This is a genomic window from Microtetraspora sp. NBRC 13810, assembly GCF_030268685.1.
GTDB lineage: Bacteria > Actinomycetota > Actinomycetes > Streptosporangiales > Streptosporangiaceae > BSRQ01.
In genome coordinates this window covers 158,756-179,959 of sequence record NZ_BSRQ01000005.1, presented here as the reverse complement: position 1 = coordinate 179,959, position 21,204 = coordinate 158,756, and the positions used below count along the sequence as shown (strand labels likewise).

Genomic DNA, 21,204 nt, shown 5'->3' with positions numbered 1-21,204 from the left:
CGAGAGAAGCGGAACTACACGTTGAAGCGGAACTCCACCACGTCGCCGTCGCGCATCACGTAGTCCTTGCCTTCGATGCGGGCCTTGCCGGCTGACCGGGCGACCGTCATCGAGCCCGCTTCGACGAGGTCGTCGAAGGAGATGACCTCGGCCTTGATGAAGCCGCGCTGGAAGTCGGTGTGGATGACCCCGGCCGCCTCCGGCGCGGTGGCGCCCCTGCGGATCGTCCACGCCCTGGTCTCCTTGGGACCGGCGGTGAGGTAGGTCTGCAGGCCGAGGGTCTCGAAGCCGACCCTGGCGAGCTGCGACAGGCCGGACTCCTCCTGGCCCACCGACTGGAGCAGCTCCAGCGCCTCGTCGTCGGGCAGCTCGACCAGCTCAGACTCGATCTTGGCGTCGAGGAAGACCGCCTCCGCCGGGGCGACCAGCGCGGACAGCCGCTCGCGCAGCCCGGTGTCGGTCAGCTCGTCGGCGTCGAGGTTGAACACGTAGAGGAACGGCTTGGCGGTGAGCAGGTGCAGCTCGCGCAGGTCGGCCGGGTCGATGCCGGCGGCCTTGGCCCCGGCGTAGAGCGTGGTGCCCGAGTCGAGCACCTTGACCGCCGCCTCCGCCGCGTCGAGCGCCGCCTTGCGGTCCTTGTTGAACTTCGACTCCTTGGCCAGGCGCGGCAGCGCCTTCTCCAGGGTCTGCAGGTCGGCGAGGATCAGCTCGGTGTTGATGGTCTCGATGTCGCGCTCGGGGGCGACGTCGCCGTCCACGTGCGTGACGTCGGGGTCGCTGAAGACCCGGATGACCTGGCAGATCGCGTCGGTCTCGCGGATGTTGGCGAGGAACTGGTTACCCCGGCCCTGCCCTTCGGAGGCGCCGCGCACCAGGCCCGCGATGTCCACGAACTCGACCTTCGCCGGGATGATCTTCACGGACGTGTAGATCTCGGCCAGCTTGGCGAGCCGGGCGTCGGGCACGCCGACGATGCCCACGTTGGGCTCGATGGTGGCGAACGGGTAGTTGGCCGCCAGGGCGTTGCCGCTCTTGGTCAGCGCGTTGAAAAGCGTGGACTTGCCGACGTTGGGCAGGCCGACGATGCCGATGCTCAGGCTCACGTTCGCCGAGTTTACGGTGCCCGGCCGGGTGATCGCTCCTCGTGACCCCCTCCCGGGGGCCCGATCCCCTGCCGCGCGGGGCGTGTCGCGAGGGCCGGGGCTCACGGCGGGCTGGAATCATGCCGGTGTGGACGTCACCGCACTGGCCCTGCAACTCCTCATCGGCCTCGCCGCCGGACTGGCCATCGGGTTCCTCCTCGGCCGGGCCCGCGCGGCGGCCTCGGTCGCCGAGGCGGGCGCCCGGGTGGCGGCGGCGGAGGCGCGCGCCAGAGCGGCCGAGGAGAAGGTCGCCTACGTGGAGGAGCAGCTCGCCGACCGGTTCCAGGCGCTGTCGGCCCGCGCCCTCGACGTCAACAACCTGCGTTTCCTCGAACTCGCCGAGACCAGGCTCGCCATCACGCGGGCCGAGGCGGCGGGCGACATGGAGCAGCGCAAGCAGGCGGTCGAGCTGATGATCGGCCCGCTCAAGGAGAGCCTGGACAAGGTCGAGGCGCAGCTCCGCGACACCCAGCTCGGCCAGCGCGCCGCCCAGGCCGAGCTCACCCAGCAGATCGAGTTCGTCCGGCAGAGCAACGACCAGCTCCGTGCCCAGACCAGCGCGCTGGTGCGGGCGCTGCAACGCCCGGAGGCGCGGGGCCGCTGGGGCGAGCTGCAACTGCGCAGGGTCGCCGAGATCGCCGGGATGGCGAGGTTCTGCGACTTCGACGAGCAGGCCCAGGTCACCACGCCCGACGGCGTGCTCCGCCCGGACATGGTGGTCAAGCTCGCGGGCGGCAAGAACATCATCGTGGACTCCAAGGTCTCCCTGGCCGCCTATCTGGAGGCGGCCGAGGCGGTGGACCCGTCCACCCAGACCGTACGGCTGGACGCGCACGCCCGGCACCTGCGCGAGCATGTGGACCGGCTGGCCTCGAAGGCTTATTGGCAGGCGTTCAGTCCCGCGCCGGAGTTCATGGTGCTGTTCATCCCGGGGGAGGCGTTCCTCGCCCCGGCGCTGGAGCGCGACCCGAGCCTGCTGGAGTACGCGATGGCCAAGCGGGTGCACATCGCGACGCCGACGACGCTGATCACGATGCTGCGCACCGCGCACTACGCCTGGCAGCAGGCCGCCCTGACGGAGAACGCGCGGGCCGTCTTCGAGCTGGGCAAGGAGCTGTACGAGCGGCTGGGCAGCATGGGGCGCAACGTCGAGACACTGGGCCGGGCGCTGACCCGGGCCGTGGACGCCTACAACAAGACGGTCGGCTCCCTGGAGAGCCGGGTCATGGTGAGCGCCCGCAAGCTGAACGACCTCGGCCTGGTGGACGGAGAGCTGGAGCAGCCGCAGATGGTGGACGATCTGCCGCGTACGCTCACCACCCCTGAGCTGGTCGACATGGAGAACCCAAGCTCGTCCCCGGTGGCGAGCCTAAACGGTAAGTTGGCGAACGACCTGTCATGATGCCCGTTCCCGGCCCGCCACCGGAGGCGGTTCAGGGCGGGCGGGGGCGGACACGGGGATGGACGGGATGACGGCAGGCTGGAGGGGGCGACCATGAGCACTCGGCGGGAGCGAGGTGACCGCGCCACGCCCGAGCCGCCGGCCGTCCGCGACGGGCAGCGGGGGACCGGCGGGCGGGGCAGGAAGCCGGACCAGGGCATCCGGGTCAAGGTCACCGCGCGCGGGGCGATCGCGGTAGTGCTGGCGTCCTCGCTGGTGGGCCACCTGCTCTCGGGCCTCGTCGGGGCGTCCTACGTGGCCGGCCTGACCTTCGTGGCCGGCTGCCTGCTCGCGGTGTGCCTGGTCAACCCGCGCGACCTGCTGTCGCTGGTGGTCACGCCGCCGCTGGTCTTCTTCGTGGCCACGCTGGCCGTCGAGGCGGTCCGCGCGGTGGGCGCGGAGTCCATGCTCCAGGCGCTCGGGCTCGGGCTGTTCACCGCCATGTCCGGCGGCGCGCCGTGGCTCTTCGCCGGCACCGCCCTGGTGCTGGGCGTCGCGTTGCGCCGCGGCCTGCGGTCCAACGTCCGGGCGCTGCGCGAGGACCTGCGGAGCGCGCGCGGCGGACCCGACGTGCCGCGTCCCCGGGTGAGCGACGAGGAGGCGTTCGCCCCGGAGCCGGAGGGCTACTTCGAGCCCCGCGTGTACGGCAAGCACCGCGACCCGGCCGAGTAACGCGTTTCCCGGCCGCGACGGCGGAGGAGGGCGTGACGAGCGCCTCCGGCCCGCCCGGCGGCTCCCTGGCAGAGTGTGATCGTGGACTTCCTCGACATCCTGCGCCGCGAACGGCTCGTCGCGATCGTCCGCGGCGCCGATCCGGCGGCGTGCGCCGCCACCGTGCTCACCCTCGCCGAGGCCGGGGTGACCCTTCTTGAGGTGTCGCTGACCGGCGTGGACGCGCCCGCGGTGATCGAACGCGCCGGCGCGGCGACGGGCGCGGGCGTCATGCTCGGCGCGGGCACGGTGATGACGGCGGAGCAGGCGGACACCGCGGCGGCGGCCGGGGCGGCGTTCACCGTGACGCCCGCCCTCGGGCCCGGCGCGCTGCGGTCGGTGGAGCTGGGCCTGCCCTCGCTGATCGGCGCGTTCACCCCGACCGAGGTGTGGCACGCGGCACGGGCGGGAGCGGCGGCGGTGAAGGTCTTCCCCGCCGCGCTCGGCGGTCCCGGCCACGTCAGGGCGCTGCGCGACCCGTTCCCCGGGATCCCGCTGGTGCCGGTCGGCGGGGTGAGCGCCGAGCTGGCGGGCGACTATCTCGACGCGGGCGCGGTCGCCGTCGGCGTCGGCTCCCCGCTGGTCGGCGACGCCGTACGCGGCGGGGACCTCGGCGCCCTGCGCGAGCGGGCCGCGCGGTTCCTGGCGGCGGTGCGATGAGCCGCCCGGAGGTGACCACGCTGGGTGAGACGATGGCCTCCCTGCACGGCCAGGGGCCGCTGCGGATGGGCGGCGCGCTCTCCCTGAGCGTCGCGGGGGCCGAGGCCAACGTCGCGATCGGCCTGGCCCGGCTGGGGCACGCGGCGCGGTATGCCGGGGTGGTCGGCGACGACGAGTTCGGGCTGCTGGTGACGCGCACGCTGCGCGCCGAAGGGGTGGACACCGCCGTGCGCGTCGATCCCGGCCGCCCGACCGGCCTGATCGTCCAGGAGAACCGGATCGCCGGCATCACCCGCGTCCACTACTACCGCGACGGCTCGGCGGGCGCCACCCTGTCCGCCGCCGACGCCTCCGCCGCGCTCGCCGACCCGCCCCGGCTGCTGCACGTCACCGGCATCACCCCGGCCCTCGGCCCCGCCCCGCGCGCCGCCGTCGAACACGCCGTACGGCTGGCGCGGGACGCGGGCGTCCGGGTCAGCCTGGACGTGAACCACCGGGCCCGGCTGTGGGACGCGGAGACGGCCGCGCCCGTGCTCGCCGGGCTGCTGCCGTACACCGACCTGCTGTTCGCCTCCGGCGACGAGCTGGCCCTGGTGGGCGGGCGGGAGGCGGTGGCGGCGGCCGGGGTCGGCGAGCTGGTCGTGAAGCACGGGGCGGACGGGGCGGAGGCCGTCGCGGGCGGCGAGACCGTACGGCTGCCCGCGCGCCGGGTCCAGGCGGTGAGCACGGTCGGCGCGGGCGACGCCTTCGTGGCCGGTTACCTGTCGGGCGTGCTGGACGGCCTGCCTGCGGCCGGGCGGCTCGGCCGGGCCGTCACGGTGGGCGCCTTCGCGGTGGCCGCGCACGGCGACTGGCACGGGCTGCCCACCCGGGCCGAACTCGCGCTGCTGGACCTCGGCGACGGCTCCACCGTGCGCTGACCGCCCGGCGGGTGCTCGGCGGTGTCAGCCGGCGCGCAGGTCGCGGCGCAGCTCGTGCGGGAGGGCGAAGCGGACGTTCTCCTCGACGGACTCCACCTCGTGGACCTCGCCGAAACCGTGCGCCGCCAGATGCGCCAGCACCTCGTCCACCAGCTCCTCCGGCACCGAGGCGCCGCTCGTGACGCCCACCGTCGTCACCCCGTCGAGCCACTCCTCGCGGATGAACGAGGCGTTGTCCACCAGGTAGGACGCGTCGGCCCCCGCGTCGAGGGCGACCTCGACCAGGCGCTTGGAGTTGGAGGAGTTGCCCGAGCCGACCACGATGACCAGCTCGGAGTCCTGGGCGATCTCCTTCACCGCGACCTGGCGATTCTGCGTGGCGTAGCAGATGTCGTCGCTCGGCGGGTCGATGAGGTTGGGGAACCGCTCGCGCAGCCTGGCCACGGTCTCGGTCGTCTCGTCGACGGACAACGTGGTCTGGGACAGCCAGACGATCCGCTTCGGGTCGCGCACCTGGACGCCGGCCACCGAGTCGAGCCCGTCGACGAGCTGGATGTGGTCGGGCGCCTCACCCGCGGTGCCCTCGACCTCCTCGTGGCCCTCGTGGCCGATCAGCAGGATGTCGTAGTCCTTGGCCGCGAAGCGCTTGGCCTCATTGTGCACCTTGGTGACCAGCGGGCAGGTGGCGTCGATCGTGCGCAGCTTGCGGCCGGCCGCCTCCTCGTGCACCGCGGGGGAGACGCCGTGCGCGGAGAACACCACGATCGCGCCCTCGGGCACCTCCTCGGTCTCCTCCACGAAGACCGCGCCCCGCTCCTCAAGTGTTTTGACGACATGCGTGTTGTGCACGATCTGCTTCCGCACGTAGATCGGCGCGCCGTACCGGTCGAGCGCCTTCTCCACGGCCTGCACCGCGCGATCCACCCCGGCGCAGTAACCACGCGGCTTGGCCACGAGTACACGTCGGGTCGCGGGGGTCTGTGTCGTCATGTTTCTATGCTACGTGGAGCCGCAGACGGGCTCCGTCACCCTGCTCTTTCTGCCAGTCTTTGCGACTAGGCGTCTAATATCACACCTCCCAAGGAGTCGGCATGTCTCTCACCGACGTCGTTCGCAACGTCGCCAAGTCCGTTCGCGATACGTTCGGCGGCCGCGATGCGAAGGAAAAAGCGAAGGATCTGCCGACGTACGCGCTGCAGAGCACACTGAGCGGGGTCGGCCAGGCTCTGCTGCTGGGCGACCGTGTCCGGGGGACGCTCAAGCGCCTGGTCGGCAAGGGCGGCGAGGAGGCGGCCGAGGGCGCCGCGAAGTCCCCCGCTGCCCCGGAGGCGGCCCAGGAGCCCGTCGCCGAGGAGGCGAAGCCCGCCCGCCGCGAGCCGGTCATCTTCGCCCCGCGCCCCCAGACCACCGAGGAGACCAAGCCCAACGGCACCTCCTCCCACCCCGACCCGGTCATCTTCACCCCGGCCAAGCCGGAACAGCCCGCCAAGCCGGAAGCCCCCGCCAAGGCCGAGGAGCAGGCCAAGGAGACGGCGACCGAGCAGCCCGCCACCGCCAAGCCGGCGGCGGAGGCCACCGAGGCCCCGGTGGCGGAGGTCAAGGCCGCCGAGGTCAAGGCTCCTGCCACGGAGCCGGCCAAGGCGGAGGACACCACCGAGCCCACGGTCGAAACGAAGGCCGAGCCCGTGGTCGAAACGGTCGCCGAGGCGGAGAAGCCCGCCGACCGGCCGAAGACCGAGTCCATCGAGCCCGCCAAGCCCGAGCCCGTCGAGGCCGCCAAGCCCGTGGCCGAGGAGTCCGTGGCCGAGCCCGCCAAGCCGGAAGCGGTCGTCGAGGCGCCCGTGACCGAGGTCGCCGAGGCCCCGGCGCCGGCCGCCGAGCCCGCCGAGACGGTGGTGACCGAAACCCCCGCCCCCAAGGCCGAGACCTCCGCCCCGAAGGCCGAGAGTGCGCCGAAGGCCAAGGCGGCGGCCAAGGCGGCGGCCAAGCCGAGGGCCAAGGCCAAGCCGAAGACCCCGGCCGCCGAGCCGACCCCGGCCCCGGCCCCCACCGAGACCGCCGCGAGCCCCACCGAGACCACGGCGAGCCCTGCCGAAACCGCCGAGACCGCCTCGGTCGCGCCGGCCGAGCCGATGCCCGGGTACGCGGATCTCACGCTGGCCTCGCTGCGCGCCCGTCTGAGGGGCAAGACCGCGGACGAGGTCAACGACCTGCTCGCGTACGAGAAGGCCACGCTGGACCGGGCGAACATCATCAAGATGTACGAGAACCGTCTCGCCAAGCTCGCCGAGGCCAACTGACCCACGGCGAGGGGCGATGACCCCTCCGTACCCGTAGGCTGCCCGGCATGGCGCAGAAAACCTCGCCCGAGCAGCCGCTGCCGGTCCGGACCGTGCTGCAGATGGTGGCCGGCTGGATCGGCAAGCTCGGCACCATCTGGGTGGAAGGCCAGATCACGGACCTGTCCGCCCGTGGTGGCACGGTGTTCATGACGTTGCGCGACCCGGTGGCCAACGTGTCGGCGCGGGTCACCTGCCCACGAGGCGTCTACGAGGTGGCCGTGCCGCGCCCGGCCGACGGCGCGCGGGTCGTCGTGCACGTCAAGCCGGATTTCTGGGTCAACAGGGGCTCGTTCGCTTTCACCGCCCTGGAGATCCGGCCGGTGGGCGTGGGCGAGCTGCTGGCCAGGCTGGAGCGGCTGCGCCAGGTGCTCGCCTCCGAGGGACTCTTCGCGACCGACCGCAAACGCCGTCTGCCGTTCCTGCCCGGCACGGTCGGGCTCATCTGCGGCCGTGACTCGGCCGCCGAGCGCGACGTGCTGGAGAACTCGCGGCGCCGCTGGCCGGCCGTGCGGTTCAAGGTCGAGGAGGTGGCCGTGCAGGGGCCGTACGCGGTCACCGAGGTCACCGAGGCGCTGCGCAAGCTCGACGCCGACCGCGAGGTCGAGGTGATCGTCGTGGCGCGCGGCGGGGGTTCGCTGGAGGACCTGCTGCCCTTCTCCGACGAGACGCTGGTCCGGGCGGTGGCCGCCTGCCGTACGCCGGTGGTGAGCGCGATCGGGCACGAGCAGGACAGCCCGCTGCTCGACCTGGTCGCGGACGTGCGGGCCTCCACGCCGACGGATGCCGCGAAGAAGGTCGTGCCCGACGTCGGCGAGCAGCTCACCCTGGTCCGCCAGCTCCGTGACCGCGGCCGGCGTACGGTCGGCGGCTGGCTCGACCGCGAGCTGGCCTGGCTGGCGTCGGTGCGCACCCGGCCGTCGCTGGCCGACCCGGTCCGCGAGATCGAGCGCCGGGCCGAGCAGGTGGACCAGCTCAGGGACCGCGCCCGCCGCTGCCTGGGCGGCTCCCTCGACCGCGCCGAGGACTCCCTGGAGCACCTGCGCGCCCGGCTGGTCGCCCTCTCCCCCGCCGCCACCCTGGAACGCGGCTACGCGATCGTGCAGCGCCCCGAGGGAGACGTGGTCCGCCGCGCGCACGACGTCTCCCCCGGCGACGAGCTCACCATCCGCTTCCCCGACGACCGGATCACCGTCGTCCACCCGGGCACGGTCCCCCAGGCCGCCGGGGAGCCGGGCTAGGGTGAGGGCGTGGCAGACGAGAAGGCGCCCTCATACGAGCAGGCCCGCGAGGAGCTGACCGAGGTGGTGCGCCGCCTGGAGACCGGCGGGCTCACCCTGGAGCAGTCGATCGAGCTGTGGGAGCGCGGCGAGAAGCTGGCGGCGGTGTGCGAGGAGTGGCTCCAGGGAGCCAGGGTCAAACTGGCCGCCGCCGTGGCCCGCCGCACCGACCCCACCCGCGACGACGACGCGACGCCCTTCTGACCTTCGCACGCGGCGGCCGGTGTCTCCCCTTTTTCGATGATCTTCGGCGCGCGGCGGCCGGTGACTCCCCTTTTTCGCCGGTCAGGAGGGCGTGGGGGTGGGGGTGGGGATGGGCTGGCGGTGGAGGGTGGCGGCCAGGGTGGTGAGTTCGGTCCAGTCGGCCTGGCCGGTGACGACGGCGGTGGCGTCGGGGGTGATGAGGACGAGGGAGCGCTGGTCCTTGTCCTCGCGGACGCGGCGCTCCCACGTGGCGCCGCCGATGGTCTGGGTGCCGACGGACTTGTCGCTGTTGGCCATCCGGTTGGCGAACTCGCCGGTGGGCTTCTCGTCGCTCTGCGCGAGCATCGCGTGCGAGCGCGCGGCGGTGGCGAACCCGAGCCGCCAGCTCACCGCGCCCTTCTCCCTGACCACCCGGGAACTGGTGGGCACCCACTTCGCGGGCGTGGCCGAGGGCGTCCACACCTCGTACGGCGCGGCGTGCCGGAAGTTGGCCGCGTCGATCGAGTAGTCGATCGACGGGATGTGCTCGCTGTCCCCGACCGGGGTGATCAACAGGAAGAGCCCGACGACGCCGAGACAGAGCACCAGCGCGACCGCGTAGCCGAGCAGCCCTTGGGTGAACCGATCCACGACTGGCGAGACTATCGGCTCCACCGGCCGGTCCCGCATCCCGGGAGGTCAGGGACGGCGGATCTGGCCGATGATGGCGAGGACGTCCTCGGCGAGTTTGCGGGCGGCGGCCTCGTCCTCCGACAGGGTGATCTCGGAGACGGCGGCGGCCAGCGCGCCGGTGATCACGACGACGAGGGCGCCCTCGTCGCCTTCGAAGAGGGCGGCGTTGCGCTTGGCCCACTGGCGCAGCCGGTCACGCATGATCACTTCGAAGCCGGGCGGGCCGTCGCCGCGCAGGAAGAGGGCGGCGAGCTCCCGCTCGGCCATGCATCCCTCCAGGTAGGCGCGCGCCCCGGCGAGGAACAGCCCCATGGGGTCGCCCTCGCCCTCCGCCCGTGCCGCCTGCACCGCGTGCTTGGTGCGCTGTGTCTGCCTGATCTGGAACTCGTCGAACAGCGTGAGGTAAAGGTCCGCTTTGCCGGAAAAGTGATGGTAGAGACTCCCGACGCTGGCCCGCGCCCGCGAGACCACGTCGGTGACCCCCGCGTCGGCGAACCCCCGTGTGACGAACGTCTCCCTGGCGGCTTCCAGCAGCGCGCTGCGCGTGGCGGCGCCGCGCTCCGAGGTGCGTACAGTCACGCCTGTCACCGGCCGTTCGGGGTCGCTACTCATGGTGGGGACATTATCCTCCGCCGATCGTCGCACAGGGGGCAACTACGATCGATGGAGTCGTGGGATTGGAACGCGGTGCTCCAGGTAGGAGAGGACCGGGAGACCGCGCGTACGCGGTCCCAGCAGATCGATCTCATGAAGGGATCACCACCATGACCGAGCAGACCTCCATGCCGGCCGAGCTCGCCACGGGCGAGCACGCGCCGGACCGCAACCTGGCGCTTGAGTTGGTACGGGTCACCGAGGCCGCGGCGATGGCCGCCGCGCGCTGGGTCGGCCGCGGTGACAAGAACGGCGCGGACGGCGCCGCCGTGAACGCGATGCGCCAGTTGATCAACACCGTTTCGATGAAGGGCGTGGTGGTGATCGGTGAGGGCGAGAAGGACAACGCCCCCATGTTGTTCAACGGTGAGGAGATAGGCGACGGCAGCGGCGCCGACTGCGACGTGGCCGTGGACCCGATCGACGGCACCCGGCTGACCGCCCTTGGCATGACCAACGCGATCTCGGTCATCGCGGTGAGCGAGCGCGGCTCGATGTACGACCCGTCCGCCGTGTTCTACATGGAGAAGCTGGTGACCGGCCCGGAGGCGGCCTCGGTGGTGGACATCGACGCCCCGGTGCGGGACAACATCATTGCGGTGGCCAGGGCGAAGGGCATCTCCCCCGCCGACGTGGCCGTGGTCGTCCTCGACCGTCCCCGGCACGAGCGGATCGTCAAGGAGATCAGGGAGACCGGGGCGCGGATCAAGTTCATCACCGACGGCGACGTGGCGGGGGCGATCATGGCCGCCCGCGCGGGCACCGGCATCGACCTCATGCTCGGCATCGGCGGCACCCCTGAGGGCATCATCGCCGCGTGCGCGCTCAAGTGCCTGGGCGGGGTCATCCAGGGCAAGCTGTGGCCGCGTGACGACGACGAGCGCCGCCGCGCCCTCGACGCCGGTCACGACCTCGGCGCCGTGCTGACCACCGACGACCTGGTCAAGTCGGACGACGTGTTCTTCGCCGCGTCCGGCATCACCGACGGCGAGCTGATGCAGGGCGTGCGCTACCGCGCCGGTTCGGCCGTCACGCACTCGCTGGTGATGCGCGGCCGTTCCGGCACCATCAGGAAGGTGGAGAGCGAGCACCAGCTGTCGAAGCTGCGTGCCTACAGCGCCATCAACTTCGACTCCGCCGGCTGAGACCGGCCCCTCACCTGCGACGGCGACGCCTGGGCGGCTCCTTCACCTTGACCTCGCCCAGGAAGTTGCTGGTGCGAACCTCGATGACCGGGGCGTCGGGCTCGGCGGGCTGCCGGGTCAGGCGCACGGTCCTGTCCTTCGTCACCCTGATCACCTCCACCCCTTCCGGCACCTCGATCTCCAGCCCGCCGAACACCAGCGTGGCGTTGATCACCACGCGGCGGGTCTGCATGATGGCGTCGCGCAGGTCGAGCCGGGTGGTTCCGCCGATCGCGGTCACCGGAAGCTCCGCGGGCACCACCCAGCGGCCGTCGCGCCGCTCCTTCTTGAAGATCGCGGCCACCTGCCCCTGGTCCAGCCGCAACGGCTGCTGGTCGGGCGGCAGCAGGTCACCGGTGATCCCCGCCAGGTCGCCGAGGGTCCGCGCCCTGTAGACGGCGTCGATGCGCTCCTCGAACTCGTCCATCCTCAGCCGCCCGTCGGCCACGGCGTCGTTGAGCACCTGGGCCACCCGCTCCCGGTCCGCGTCGGAGGCCCGCAACTCGTGCGGCGCCGGCCCCTCCGGCCCACCACCGCTCCTGGCCCGCCGCGCGGCATGCCACTCCTCGGCGAGGCGCTCGCCCACCTCCGACAGACGGGGCAGCCATGCCCCGTGACGCTCATCCACCCTTCGACAATAAGCCCGCCCACCCCGTTTCCCATGCCTTGTCGGCACAACGCTGCCAACATCGCCCCGAAAGCGACGGATGGCCGTCGCCGATCCAGCGGTGGCCGCGCCCGCGCAGGACCGTGACCAGCCTGCGGACCGGGATCGTCCAGATCCAGGCGGCCGCGTCGCCGCGCGCGGGGCTGTACCCGGCCGCGCCCCGCCAGACGGCGACGAACGTGTCCTGGAGGGCGTCGTCCACCACGTCGGGATCGGCGCAGCGGCGGGCCAGCCGGGCGCGCAGCCACGGCGCGTGCCGGCGGTGCAGGACGCGCAGCGCCTCCACCCGCCCGGCGGCGACCGCCGCGAGGAGGTCGGCGTCGTCGCTGTCCGGCCCCGGCGGCGCCGAGTCACGTCTTCTGGCGAAGAATCGGTACACGTTACGGACTATCGCTGTCGCGGCCCGGTTCGGTTCCCTCGGTGACCCAGTTGAGAAACAGTCGGTCCGAACACTTAAAGTGTCCACATGACTACCCTCGGTACGGCGATCAGGATCGCCGGGGCGGTGAAACGCTACGGCGGCGTCACCGCCGTGGACCATCTCGACCTCGATGTCCCCGAGGGCGTCTGCCTCGGCCTGCTCGGGCCCAACGGCGCGGGGAAGTCGACGACCATGCGCCTGCTCACCGCCCAGTCGGTGGCCGACGAGGGTGAGATCAGCGTGCTCGGCCTGAGCCTGCCGAAGCGTTCCAAGCAGGCGCGCGCCCTGATGGGCGTGGTCCCCCAGATGGACAACCTCGACGAGGAGCTGACCGCGCGTCAGAACCTGGAGGTGTTCGCGCACATCTACCGGGTGCCCCGGCATGCGCGGCGGGGGGCGGTGGCGCGGGCACTCGCCCTCGCCCAGCTCGAAGACCGCGCCGACACCCGCGCCGACCGGCTGTCCGGCGGCATGCGCCGCCGGCTGCTGATCGCCCGCGGCCTGGTCCACTCGCCGCGGCTGGTGCTGCTCGACGAGCCGACCGTGGGGCTCGACCCGCAGGTGCGCCAGGAGCTGTGGGCGCTGGTCGCCCGGCTGCGCGACGAGGGGGTCACCACGCTCATGTCCACGCACTACATCGAGGAGGCCGAGCGGCTGGCCGACGAGTGCGCGCTGATGTCGCGCGGCCGGGTCGTGGCCAGGGGCGGCCCCGAAGAGCTGATCAAGGAGTACGCGGGCGCCGAGGTGCACGAGCACCGCGGCTCGGCGGAGCGGCTCGCGGAGATCGAGGCGCTCGCCCGCGGGGAGGGCTTCCCCACCAGGCGCACCGGGCCCACGGTCTCCATCCTCAAGGCCGAGCAACTCACCGAGCCGGTGCGCGCCCGGCTGGACACGCCGAGCGTCCGCCGCCCGGCCAACCTGGAAGACGTGTTCGTGGTTCTCACCGGGGAGGCGGTCGAATGAGCACGCACGGCACGAGTGTCGCGGAGGTCGCGGGCGGGCACGCCGACGCCGGGGCGCCGGGGGCCTTCGAGTGGGCGCCGGTGCGCGCCGTCTGGCGGCGGGAGCTGGCGCTCTACCGGCGTTACTGGCCCTCCACGTCGTTCGCCTCGCTCGTCGAGCCCACCCTCTACCTGCTCGCCTTCGGTTACGGCTTCGGCTCGCTCGTCGGCGCGCTCTACGGCCACGACTACGACGAGTTCGTGTCCACCGGCGTGGTCGCCACGGCGGTGCTCTTCATCAGCGCGTTCGGCGGCATGTTCAACACCTTCATCCGGCGCACCTACCAGCACTCCTACGACGCGATGCTCGCCGCCCCGGTGGACGTGCCGGAGCTGGTCACCGCCGAGACGTCGTGGCTGGCGGCCAAGGCCGGGCTCTACGGCTGCGCGCCGCTGCTCGTCGGCATGGCCTTCGGCCTCGATCCGAGCTGGGGGATGCTGCTGGTGCCGCTGATCGGCTTCGTCACCGGGCTGGGGTTCGCGCTGTTCGGCGTCTGGGTCTCCGCCATCGTGCCGTCGATCAACAGCCTCGACTACGTCATCTCGGGCGTGCTCACCCCGCTGTTCCTGGTCGCGGGCACGTTCTTCCCGGTGGACCAGCTTCCCTCGTGGGCGACCACGGCGGCCTGGTTCAACCCGCTCTTCCACTGCGTCGAGCTGGTCCGCGGGGCGGTGTTCGGCCAACTTGGCGCCGACGACCTGGGCCACCTGGGGGTCCTGCTGTTCTTCGCCGCCGTGATGTGGCTCCTCGCCGTCTGGAAGATGCACGCCCGCCTGATCGACTGACCCGCGTCCGGCTCCATTGACCGGGGAACGACCCACCCCTAGCCTGACGTGACCTGAATTCCTCTCATGTCTGCGACGGGTCCGTATGTCTCCACGAAGCGACCCCCCTGATCACCACGACCGCCGGACGCGCCTCGCGACCTTCGCCGTCTTCTTCGTCCAGGGCCTCACACTCGCCACCCTCCTCGCCCAGATCGCCACCCTCCAGGGAAAGCACCGGCTCAGCGACGGCGAGCTGTCGATCCTGCTGCTGGTCGTGCCGGTCGTCGCGGGCGTGGGCAGCGTGCTCGCGGGCGCCCTCGCCACCCGTCACGGCAGCCGCACGGTGCTCCGCGTCGCCCAGCCGCTCGCCTGCGTCGCGGTCGTCCTCGCCGGTCTCGCGTCGAACGTCCCGCAGCTCGTCGCCGCCAACGTCGTGTTCGGCCTCGGCCTCGGCTCGGTGGACGCGGGCATGAACATGCAGGGCGTCACGGTCGAGCGCCGGTACGGCAGGCCGGTGCTGACCGGGTTCCACGCGTCGTGGAGCGCGGCGGCGGTGCTCGCCGCGCTGTGGGCGTCGTTCGCCGGGAGCGCCGGTCTGGGCCTGCCGGTGACGTTCGGGGTGGCCATGGCGATCGGCGTGGTGATCTCGGCGCTCGCCGTACCGCATCTCTACGGGACCGCGGAGGAGCACGTCACATCGGACGTCCCCGGCGCCCCGGCCGGATCCGCCCCGGTGGCGTGGCGGGCGATCCTGCCGCTCTGCCTGGCCATGGCGGCGCTGTACGTCGGCGACGCGTCGGTGTCCAACTTCGGATCCGTCTTCATGGACACGGTGCTGAACGCGTCGGCCGCGGTCATACCGCTGGCGCTGGCGGCCTACCAGGCGACCACGTTCGCCGTCCGGGCGGGCGGCGACCTGGCGGTCGGCCGGTTCGGCCCGGCGGTGATCGTGCGGATCGGCGGCGTCGTGGCGGCGCTCGGCTTCGCCGTGGTGGTGATCGCGCCGAACGAGCCGCTGGCGATCGCCGGGTTCGCGCTCACCGGCGTGGGCCTGTCCGTGGTGGCGCCCCAGTCGTTCTCGGCCGCCGGGCGGCTGGATCCGGCGGGTAGCGGCGTGGCCATCGCCCGGGTCAACATGTTCAACTACGTGGGCTTCATCGTGGGCGCGGCCCTGGTGGGCGGCATCGCGGAGGCCGCCGACTACCGGGTCGCCTTCGTCGCGCCCCTCGCGCTCGCGGCCCTCATCGTGCTGCTGGCCCGCGGCTTCGACCCGCGCCGGGCACCGGCCGGGCCGCGATCGGAAAGGTCCGATGAACAGCCCTTGAACTCTGCCTAGGACGACCGGGTACCTACCCTTCTGGACAGTAATGTCCGTGGATCATGAGCGATGCGGCGTCCGGCCGGGGTATCGACGTGAACATCCTGAACCTCGTGGACCTGGCGAACAAGTTCGGTGAGCTCACGGCGCTGTTCAGGTCGGCCCAGGGGCTGCCGGCCGAGATCCCCCCGATCAACTGGCCGGCGGTCGGGCTCGTGAACGGCACGGCGGAGACGTACACGAGGGCCCTGACGATGCTCGACGGGGCCGCCGCCGCCGGAGAGGACGCCTGCACGACCTTCTACCAGGGCCTGGCGGCCGTCGCCCGGCACTACGCCGGGAGCGAGCTGGCCTCGGAGCTCGAACCGTTGCCCAGGGCGTCGGAGCAGAGCGACGGGTCGCCGCACGGCAGCGGGACGAACTGGGCCCTCACCGGAGCGGGCGCGGCCATCCTGGGGACGGGCGCCTACAACCTGACGCACACGTTGCGCACCACGCCACGCAACGAGCCCCTCTACACCAGGTTCCTCACCTCACTGGACAAGAGGATCATCGCCGAATACGGCGACAAGGCCCCCTGGCACGACCCGGAGCTGGTCAAACAAGCGCAGAAGGCACTGGAGTTGGCGAAGGGTCGCTTACGGTTGACCTTCGTCGCCCCCACCTGCCTGCTCGCCATCACGGTCACCCTGGCCAACATCCGCGACTGGTCGCCGTTCGACCAGGCGGAGTCCGGCTGGCGGGCTTTCGCGAGCGCCGTGGGCGGGGCGCACGACGCCGTCGAAACCCTCCTGGAAACGGTGCGCAGGCACTGGACGGGAGCCACGGCCGACGCGTTCGTCGACCATGTCACGCACATCGTGCTGCCGGCCTTCGACAAGCTCATGGTCTTCGCCACCGCCCTGGCCGACTGGTGCGCCGCGATGAGCGGCGCGCTGGCGAACTTCGTCCAGTACGCCGCCGTCATCGCCGTCACCTTCCTCATGGCGGTCTACCTCGTGCCGCTGCCGCCGTGGATCGGCCCGACGCTGGCCGCGCTCACCTTCGCCGCGGCGGTGGCGGCGCTGGTGGCCTCGCTGGCGCAGATCTTCGGCGCGGTGCGGGCCCCCGTCGGACGGGTCTCCGACGAGACCGAGGAGCTCTACCGCTCCTTCCTCGACAACAACCGGCAGATCAAGGAACGCAGCCGGATCGAGCCGCCGTTCCAGCTCGTGTACGACTGGACGGACGACGACTGGAAGGGCCAGTGGAGCTTCGCGTAGTGGCTCCCCGACCTCTCACCGGTGAGGCCGCTGGTCCCGTTTCGCCGTGACGTATCGCTCGCGCGCCTCCCTCGCCTCGGGCAACCCGGACACCTCGGCCACCGGCACGTCCCACCACGCGCCGGACGGCGGCGCCGCCGGGCCGGGCACGGTCTCGGTGTAGACCACCGTGGTACGCGCGGACTCGCGGGCCTTCAGCAGGGCCTCGCGCAGGGACGACGGGTCGCCGGCGCGGAGCACGTCGGCGCCCAGGCTGGCCGCGTTGGCGGCGAGGTCGACCGGCAGGTAGGCGCCGTCCAGCTCGCCCGCCGGGCCGCGCAGCCGGTAGGCGGTGCCGAGCCGGCGGGCGCCCACCGCCTCCGACAGGCCGCCGATCGAGGCGAAGCCGTGGTTGTCGACGACGACCACGACCAGCTTGACCCCCTCCTGCACGGCGGTGGCGATCTCCTGCGCCATCATGAGGTAGGACCCGTCGCCCACCAGCACGAACACCTCGCGCGCCGGCAGCGCCAGCTTCACCCCGAGCCCGCCGGCGATCTCGTAACCCATGCACGAGTAGCCGTACTCGACGTGGTAGCCCTTGGCGTCCGGCGCCCGCCACATCCGGTGCAGGTCGCCGGGCATCGAACCGGCCGCGTTGACCACGACGCCGGACCGGCCGGCCACCTCGTTGAGCACGCCGAGCAGGACCGGCTGGGTCAGCGCCTCCCCCGCCTGGCAGTCGGCCACCGACGCCCACCACCGCGCGCGCAGCTCGCCCGCCCGCGCGGTCCAGTCCGGGTCGGCCCGCCAGCCTGGCACGTCGAGGGCGGCCAGCCCCTCCCGGGCGTCGGCCACCAGCGTGATCGCGCCCTGCTTGGCCGCGTCGAAGGCCGCCACGTTCACGTTGACGAAGCGGGCGTCGCCGAAGAGCGTGCCGGAGGCGGTGGTGAAGTCGCTGTACCGGGTGCCGACGCCGATCACCAGGTCGGCCTCCCGGGCCAGCGCGTTGGCCGCCGCCGTCCCGGTGTGCCCGACCGCCCCCACCGCGCACGGATGGTCGTACGGCACCGCCCCCTTGCCCGCCTGGGTCTCGGCCACCGGCACCCCGTGCCGGGACGCGAACCCGGCCAGCGCCTCGGCGGCCCCCGAGTAGACCACCCCGCCGCCCGCGACGACCAGCGGCCGGGTGGAGGCGCGCAGCGCGGTCAGGGCGCGGGCCAGCGCGGCGGGCTCGGGCAGCGGCCTCGGCACGTGCCAGACCCGCTTCTCGAACAGCGACTCGGGCCAGTCGTACGCCTCGGCCTGCACGTCCTGCGGCAGGGCGAGGGTGACCGCGCCGGTCTCGGCGGGGTCGGTGAGCACCCGCATCGCGGCCAGCAGGGCGGCGGGCAGCTGCTCGGGCCGGTTGATCCGGTCGAAGTACCGTGAGACGGGACGCAGGCAGTCGTTGACGCTGACGTCGTAGGAGCGCGGGTCCTCCAGCTCCTGCAACACCGGGTTGGCGACCCGGGTGGCGAAGATGTCGCCGGGCAGCAGCAGCACCGGGATCCGGTTGACGGTGGCCAGCGCGGCGCCGGTGACGAGGTTGGTGGCGCCGGGGCCGATCGAGGTGGTGCAGGCGAAGGTGGCCAGCCGGTCGCGGGCCTTCGCGAAGCCCACCGCCGTGTGCACCATCGCCTGCTCGTTGCGCGCCAGGTAGTAGGGCAGCTCGTCGTGCAGCCCGGCGCCCTGCTCGGCGAGCGCCTGGCCGAGGCCCGCGACGTTGCCGTGGCCGAAGATGCCGAGACAGCCCTCGACGAGCCGCCGCTCGACGCCGTCACGCTCGCTCCACTGCCGTCCCAGGAAACGCACCAGCGCCTGGGCCACGGTCAGTCTCATCGCAGCCTCCACGAGGTCATCGGCACCCGCGGGTCCGCCGGCAGCCCCTCCCACGAGGAGCGCACCCAGGCGTGCCTGGGGTCGTCGCAGAACGCCATGCTGCGCACGTCGGCCGGGCCCGCCAGCACGTTCAGGTAGTAGAGGTCGTACCCGGGGGCGGCCATCGAGGGGCCGTGGTAGCCGTGCGGCACGAGCACCACGTCACCGCAGGACACCTCGGCCAGCACGTCGATCGGCCTGCCCGGCGAACCGTAGACCCGCTGGTAGCCGGGGCCGCCCTCGAAGTAGTAGATCTCCTCCAGCACGGCCTCGCCGGCCGAGGCCGTGTCGTGCTTGTGCGGCGGGTAGGACGACCAGTTGCCGCCCGGGGTGAGCACCTCGACCGCGACGAGCTTGTCGCAGTCGAAGGCGTCGGGTGAGCAGAAGTTGTTCACCTGCCGGGTCGCCTGCCCGGCGCCGCGCACCTCCACCGGCACCTTGTCCGCCGAGCCGTACCGCGCCGGGAACCTGCGGGTGGCGCGGGCCGAGGGCAGCGCGAACCTGCCCTCCCCGCTGATCCGCACCTCGGCGCCGATCGGCAGGTAGGCGAAGTCGGTCACCGCCGAGAAGACCGACTCCCGGCCTTCGAGGACCAGCCTGACCCCGTCGCACTCGATCACACACGAACCGGCCAGCGGCAGCACGAGCATCTCCTCGCCGCCGGTCGGGAACGCCACCGTCTCCCCGGACAGGTTGACCGCGCGCAGCCCGGCGTAGGCCCAACCGGCCAGCTCGGGAGTGATCTGGAGCGACCATGGAGAGGTCGCGGTGGATCCGGCGGGAACATAGGTCATCAGGCCGTCCTCCAGTGTCGTGACACTAGCCAACTTCCAGCATGGCGACAGCCGTGTCCACGGCGGTGGCGACATCGTCATCCGGTGGATAAAGCAGTGCCCTCCCGACCACCAAACCGCGCACCCCGGGCAGCCTCAGCGCCTTGCGCCACGCGGCGTGCGCGTCCGGCGCGCCGCCCGGGTCGCCCGGGTCGCCCGGGTCGCCGCCCAGGAGGAGCGTGGGCAGGGTGGTGGCGCGCAGTACGCGTTCCATGTCCGCCACCACGGGGAGCTTCAGCCAGGTGCGGGCCGAGGTCGCGCCCAGGCCCTGCACGACGCTGATCGCCCGGATCATGGCGTCCGGTGACAGGTCGTGCCGGACCACGCCGCCCGCCTGGCTGGACCAGAAGGGTTCCAGCATCGCGACCAGGCCCCGCCCGGCCAGCTCGGTGACCGCGCGCCCGCACGCCTCCAGCGTCGCCGCGGTGCCGTGCTCGCCGAGCCCGATGCGGCAGAGCATCTTGCCGCCGTCCAGGCGCATCCTGGCGATCGTGGCCGCGTCGTAGGCGGTGAACCGGTCGTCCAGCTCGAACACCGCGCCGTGCAGGCCGCCCCGGTTCATCGAGCCGATGACCACCTTGTCGTGCAGCGCGCCGAGCAGCAGCAGGTCCTCCACCACGTCCGGGGTGGCGAGCAGCCCGTCCACGCCTGGCCTGGCCAGCGCCGTGCGCAGCCGGTCGAGCAGCTCCACCCGGCTCCCCATCGCGAGCGGCCGGCCGCCCACGCCGAGCGCGCCGCGCGCCGGATGGTCGGCCGCGACGATCAGCAGCTGGCCGCCCTCTCTGAGCTGGGGGCCGCGCCGCCGGGCGGCGGCGGCCTCGGCGATGCGCTCCGGGAAGCGCGCCCGCGTCTCGAGGAGCCCCCGATAGTCCTCCTCAAGCATGCCCTCTCTCCTCCTCGGCCCGCCGGGCGGCGGACTCGACCTCTCCCGCGGTCGGCATCGCCGGGGCGCAGGCCAGCCGGCCCGCGACGATCGCGCCCGCCGCGTTGGCGAACCGCAGGACCTCGGCCAATGGGCGGCCGGACAGCAGGCCGTGGCACAGCGCCCCGCCGAAGGCGTCCCCCGCGCCGAGCCCGTTCACCACCTCGACCGGCACCGGCGGCACCTCCACCACCTCGTCCGCCGTCATGCCGAGCACGCCGTCGCCGCCCTGTTTCACCACGGCCAGGCCCACCCCGGCCGCCAGCAGCGCCTTGGCCGCCGCGTACGGCTCGCGCACGCCGGTGGCCATCTCCACCTCGTCGAGGTTGCCCACGGCGACCGTGACATGGGCGAGCGCCCGCCGTACCTGCTCCGCCGCCTCCTTGACGCCGGTCCAGAACATCGGCCGGTAGTCCAGGTCGAGCACGGTCGGGTGCCGCCTGCCCCTGGCCGCCCAGGCGGCGAAGTGCGCGGCCCGGGAGGGCTCCTGGGACAGGCCGGTCACCGTGCTCCAGAACAGCCCGGCCCCGGCGATCGCCGGGAGGTCGAGCTCCTCGGCCCGGATCTCCAGGTCCGGCGCCTTGGGGTGGCGGTAGAAGTAGAGCGGGAAGTCGTCGGGGGGACGGATCTCGCAGAAGGTCACCGGCGTCGGCAGGCCGGGCACCTCGGTCACGTAGGCGTCGTGCACGCCGTAGGAGCGCAGGGCGTCGCGCAGGAAGGCGCCGAAGGGGTCCGCGCCGGTCCTGGTGATCACCGCGGCGCGCCTGCCGAGCCTGGACGCGGCCACCGCCACGTTGGTGGGGCTGCCGCCGAGGTACTTGCCGAAGGTCTCCACCTCGCGCAGCGACACCCCCACCTGGAGCGGGTAGACGTCCACCCCGATCCGGCCCATCGTCAGCACCTCCC

General features: G+C 72.7%; 22 protein-coding genes. 12 read left to right on the top strand and 10 right to left on the bottom strand.

The annotated features are described in order from the left end of the window. Nucleotides 1-14: 14 nt before the first annotated feature. Nucleotides 15-1,103, bottom strand: a complete 1,089-nt coding sequence (gene ychF / locus QSK26_RS12610) for a redox-regulated ATPase YchF (protein ID WP_285775261.1) — start codon at nt 1,101-1,103, stop codon at nt 15-17. Between the two features lie 127 nt (nt 1,104-1,230). Here ychF and QSK26_RS12605 point away from each other — a divergent pair, with 127 nt between their 5' ends. The 4 genes from QSK26_RS12605 (at nt 1,231) to QSK26_RS12590 (ending at nt 4,874) form a co-directional block, all read left to right on the top strand. Next, nucleotides 1,231-2,544 (top strand): DNA recombination protein RmuC, encoded by a 1,314-nt coding sequence (locus QSK26_RS12605; RefSeq protein ID WP_285775260.1) that lies wholly within the window; start codon nt 1,231-1,233, stop codon nt 2,542-2,544. A 93-nt stretch (nt 2,545-2,637) separates the two neighbouring features. Continuing rightward, nucleotides 2,638-3,255: a DUF6542 domain-containing protein gene (locus QSK26_RS12600; RefSeq protein WP_285775259.1), complete on the top strand. Its 618-nt coding sequence runs from the start codon at nt 2,638-2,640 to the stop codon at nt 3,253-3,255. Between the two features lie 81 nt (nt 3,256-3,336). After that, nucleotides 3,337-3,954: a bifunctional 4-hydroxy-2-oxoglutarate aldolase/2-dehydro-3-deoxy-phosphogluconate aldolase gene (locus QSK26_RS12595; RefSeq protein ID WP_285775258.1), complete on the top strand. Its 618-nt coding sequence runs from the start codon at nt 3,337-3,339 to the stop codon at nt 3,952-3,954. Then, entirely contained in the window at nt 3,951-4,874 is a 924-nt protein-coding gene (locus tag QSK26_RS12590; protein WP_285775257.1) for a sugar kinase, read from the top strand. The genes QSK26_RS12595 and QSK26_RS12590 overlap by 4 nt, the downstream gene beginning before the upstream one ends. Nucleotides 4,875-4,898: 24 nt before the next feature. On the opposite strand, the gene QSK26_RS12585 is transcribed toward QSK26_RS12590, so the two are convergent. Continuing rightward, nucleotides 4,899-5,864, bottom strand: coding sequence for a 4-hydroxy-3-methylbut-2-enyl diphosphate reductase (locus QSK26_RS12585; RefSeq protein WP_285775256.1), 966 nt, complete (start codon nt 5,862-5,864; stop codon nt 4,899-4,901). A gap of 101 nt (nt 5,865-5,965) precedes the next feature. Here QSK26_RS12585 and QSK26_RS12580 point away from each other — a divergent pair, with 101 nt between their 5' ends. The 3 genes from QSK26_RS12580 to QSK26_RS12570 are packed head-to-tail and all read left to right on the top strand — an operon-like array spanning nt 5,966 to nt 8,697. Then, on the top strand, nt 5,966-7,174 hold the full coding sequence (locus QSK26_RS12580; RefSeq protein WP_285775255.1) for a hypothetical protein: 1,209 nt from the start codon (nt 5,966-5,968) through the stop codon (nt 7,172-7,174). A gap of 47 nt (nt 7,175-7,221) precedes the next feature. Next, nucleotides 7,222-8,454 (top strand): exodeoxyribonuclease VII large subunit, encoded by a 1,233-nt coding sequence (gene xseA / locus QSK26_RS12575; RefSeq protein WP_285775254.1) that lies wholly within the window; start codon nt 7,222-7,224, stop codon nt 8,452-8,454. Nucleotides 8,455-8,463: 9 nt separating this feature from the next. Beyond that, on the top strand, nt 8,464-8,697 hold the full coding sequence (locus QSK26_RS12570; RefSeq protein ID WP_285775253.1) for an exodeoxyribonuclease VII small subunit: 234 nt from the start codon (nt 8,464-8,466) through the stop codon (nt 8,695-8,697). Between the two features lie 81 nt (nt 8,698-8,778). Here the strand turns inward: QSK26_RS12570 and QSK26_RS12565 are convergent, their stop codons facing one another. Next, on the bottom strand, nt 8,779-9,327 hold the full coding sequence (locus QSK26_RS12565) for a DUF4245 domain-containing protein (protein WP_285775252.1): 549 nt from the start codon (nt 9,325-9,327) through the stop codon (nt 8,779-8,781). 48 nt (nt 9,328-9,375) lie between these two features. Continuing rightward, a complete protein-coding gene (locus tag QSK26_RS12560; RefSeq protein ID WP_285775251.1) occupies nt 9,376-9,981 on the bottom strand; it encodes a TetR/AcrR family transcriptional regulator in 606 nt (201 codons plus the stop codon). A 152-nt stretch (nt 9,982-10,133) separates the two neighbouring features. Here QSK26_RS12560 and glpX point away from each other — a divergent pair, with 152 nt between their 5' ends. Continuing rightward, nucleotides 10,134-11,168 (top strand): class II fructose-bisphosphatase, encoded by a 1,035-nt coding sequence (glpX, locus tag QSK26_RS12555; protein ID WP_285775250.1) that lies wholly within the window; start codon nt 10,134-10,136, stop codon nt 11,166-11,168. 10 nt (nt 11,169-11,178) lie between these two features. Here the strand turns inward: glpX and QSK26_RS12550 are convergent, their stop codons facing one another. Together QSK26_RS12550 and QSK26_RS12545 are read right to left on the bottom strand one after the other, a co-directional pair. Further along, complete coding sequence (locus QSK26_RS12550; RefSeq protein ID WP_285775249.1) at nt 11,179-11,835, bottom strand: DUF1707 SHOCT-like domain-containing protein; 657 nt, start codon at nt 11,833-11,835, stop codon at nt 11,179-11,181. Beyond that, nucleotides 11,828-12,253 carry an RNA polymerase sigma factor gene (locus QSK26_RS12545; RefSeq protein ID WP_285775248.1) on the bottom strand — a complete coding sequence of 142 codons (426 nt, stop codon included), beginning with the start codon at nt 12,251-12,253 and terminating at the stop codon, nt 11,828-11,830. Before QSK26_RS12545 ends, QSK26_RS12550 begins: the two co-directional genes overlap by 8 nt. 87 nt (nt 12,254-12,340) lie before the next feature. Between QSK26_RS12545 and QSK26_RS12540 the strand changes: the two genes are divergently transcribed. The 4 genes from QSK26_RS12540 to QSK26_RS12525 all read left to right on the top strand — a co-directional run bounded on the left by QSK26_RS12540 (nt 12,341) and on the right by QSK26_RS12525 (nt 16,644). Further along, nucleotides 12,341-13,258 (top strand): ABC transporter ATP-binding protein, encoded by a 918-nt coding sequence (locus QSK26_RS12540; RefSeq protein ID WP_285775247.1) that lies wholly within the window; start codon nt 12,341-12,343, stop codon nt 13,256-13,258. Further along, nucleotides 13,255-14,082 carry an ABC transporter permease gene (locus QSK26_RS12535; RefSeq protein ID WP_285775246.1) on the top strand — a complete coding sequence of 276 codons (828 nt, stop codon included), beginning with the start codon at nt 13,255-13,257 and terminating at the stop codon, nt 14,080-14,082. The genes QSK26_RS12540 and QSK26_RS12535 overlap by 4 nt, the downstream gene beginning before the upstream one ends. A gap of 85 nt (nt 14,083-14,167) precedes the next feature. Then, nucleotides 14,168-15,400 (top strand): MFS transporter, encoded by a 1,233-nt coding sequence (locus QSK26_RS12530; protein ID WP_285775245.1) that lies wholly within the window; start codon nt 14,168-14,170, stop codon nt 15,398-15,400. Between the two features lie 44 nt (nt 15,401-15,444). Beyond that, nucleotides 15,445-16,644 (top strand): hypothetical protein, encoded by a 1,200-nt coding sequence (locus QSK26_RS12525; protein WP_285775244.1) that lies wholly within the window; start codon nt 15,445-15,447, stop codon nt 16,642-16,644. A gap of 15 nt (nt 16,645-16,659) precedes the next feature. Here the strand turns inward: QSK26_RS12525 and iolD are convergent, their stop codons facing one another. Genes iolD through iolC form a run of 4 tightly spaced genes read right to left on the bottom strand, consistent with a single transcriptional unit; the run spans nt 16,660 to nt 21,190 of the window. Beyond that, nucleotides 16,660-18,504 (bottom strand): 3D-(3,5/4)-trihydroxycyclohexane-1,2-dione acylhydrolase (decyclizing), encoded by a 1,845-nt coding sequence (iolD, locus tag QSK26_RS12520; RefSeq protein WP_285775243.1) that lies wholly within the window; start codon nt 18,502-18,504, stop codon nt 16,660-16,662. Further along, nucleotides 18,501-19,337: a 5-deoxy-glucuronate isomerase gene (iolB, locus tag QSK26_RS12515; RefSeq protein ID WP_285775242.1), complete on the bottom strand. Its 837-nt coding sequence runs from the start codon at nt 19,335-19,337 to the stop codon at nt 18,501-18,503. The genes iolD and iolB overlap by 4 nt, the downstream gene beginning before the upstream one ends. A gap of 25 nt (nt 19,338-19,362) precedes the next feature. Continuing rightward, nucleotides 19,363-20,259 (bottom strand): Cgl0159 family (beta/alpha)8-fold protein, encoded by an 897-nt coding sequence (locus QSK26_RS12510; protein WP_285775240.1) that lies wholly within the window; start codon nt 20,257-20,259, stop codon nt 19,363-19,365. Next, complete coding sequence (gene iolC / locus QSK26_RS12505) at nt 20,252-21,190, bottom strand: 5-dehydro-2-deoxygluconokinase (protein WP_502888699.1); 939 nt, start codon at nt 21,188-21,190, stop codon at nt 20,252-20,254. Before iolC ends, QSK26_RS12510 begins: the two co-directional genes overlap by 8 nt. Nucleotides 21,191-21,204 lie beyond the last annotated feature (14 nt).

Coding starts and splice junctions, on each gene's coding strand:
- QSK26_RS12600 (WP_285775259.1), top strand. CDS start 2,638: ATGAGCACTCGGCGGGAGCGAGGTGACCGCGCCACGCCCGAGCCGCCG.
- xseA (WP_285775254.1), top strand. CDS start 7,222: ATGGCGCAGAAAACCTCGCCCGAGCAGCCGCTGCCGGTCCGGACCGTG.
- iolD (WP_285775243.1), bottom strand. CDS start 18,504: ATGAGACTGACCGTGGCCCAGGCGCTGGTGCGTTTCCTGGGACGGCAG.
- QSK26_RS12580 (WP_285775255.1), top strand. CDS start 5,966: ATGTCTCTCACCGACGTCGTTCGCAACGTCGCCAAGTCCGTTCGCGAT.
- QSK26_RS12525 (WP_285775244.1), top strand. CDS start 15,445: ATGAGCGATGCGGCGTCCGGCCGGGGTATCGACGTGAACATCCTGAAC.
- QSK26_RS12535 (WP_285775246.1), top strand. CDS start 13,255: ATGAGCACGCACGGCACGAGTGTCGCGGAGGTCGCGGGCGGGCACGCC.
- QSK26_RS12530 (WP_285775245.1), top strand. CDS start 14,168: ATGTCTCCACGAAGCGACCCCCCTGATCACCACGACCGCCGGACGCGC.
- QSK26_RS12510 (WP_285775240.1), bottom strand. CDS start 20,259: ATGCTTGAGGAGGACTATCGGGGGCTCCTCGAGACGCGGGCGCGCTTC.
- iolB (WP_285775242.1), bottom strand. CDS start 19,337: ATGACCTATGTTCCCGCCGGATCCACCGCGACCTCTCCATGGTCGCTC.
- QSK26_RS12585 (WP_285775256.1), bottom strand. CDS start 5,864: ATGACGACACAGACCCCCGCGACCCGACGTGTACTCGTGGCCAAGCCG.
- glpX (WP_285775250.1), top strand. CDS start 10,134: ATGACCGAGCAGACCTCCATGCCGGCCGAGCTCGCCACGGGCGAGCAC.
- QSK26_RS12590 (WP_285775257.1), top strand. CDS start 3,951: ATGAGCCGCCCGGAGGTGACCACGCTGGGTGAGACGATGGCCTCCCTG.
- QSK26_RS12560 (WP_285775251.1), bottom strand. CDS start 9,981: ATGAGTAGCGACCCCGAACGGCCGGTGACAGGCGTGACTGTACGCACC.
- QSK26_RS12540 (WP_285775247.1), top strand. CDS start 12,341: ATGACTACCCTCGGTACGGCGATCAGGATCGCCGGGGCGGTGAAACGC.
- iolC (WP_502888699.1), bottom strand. CDS start 21,190: ATGGGCCGGATCGGGGTGGACGTCTACCCGCTCCAGGTGGGGGTGTCG.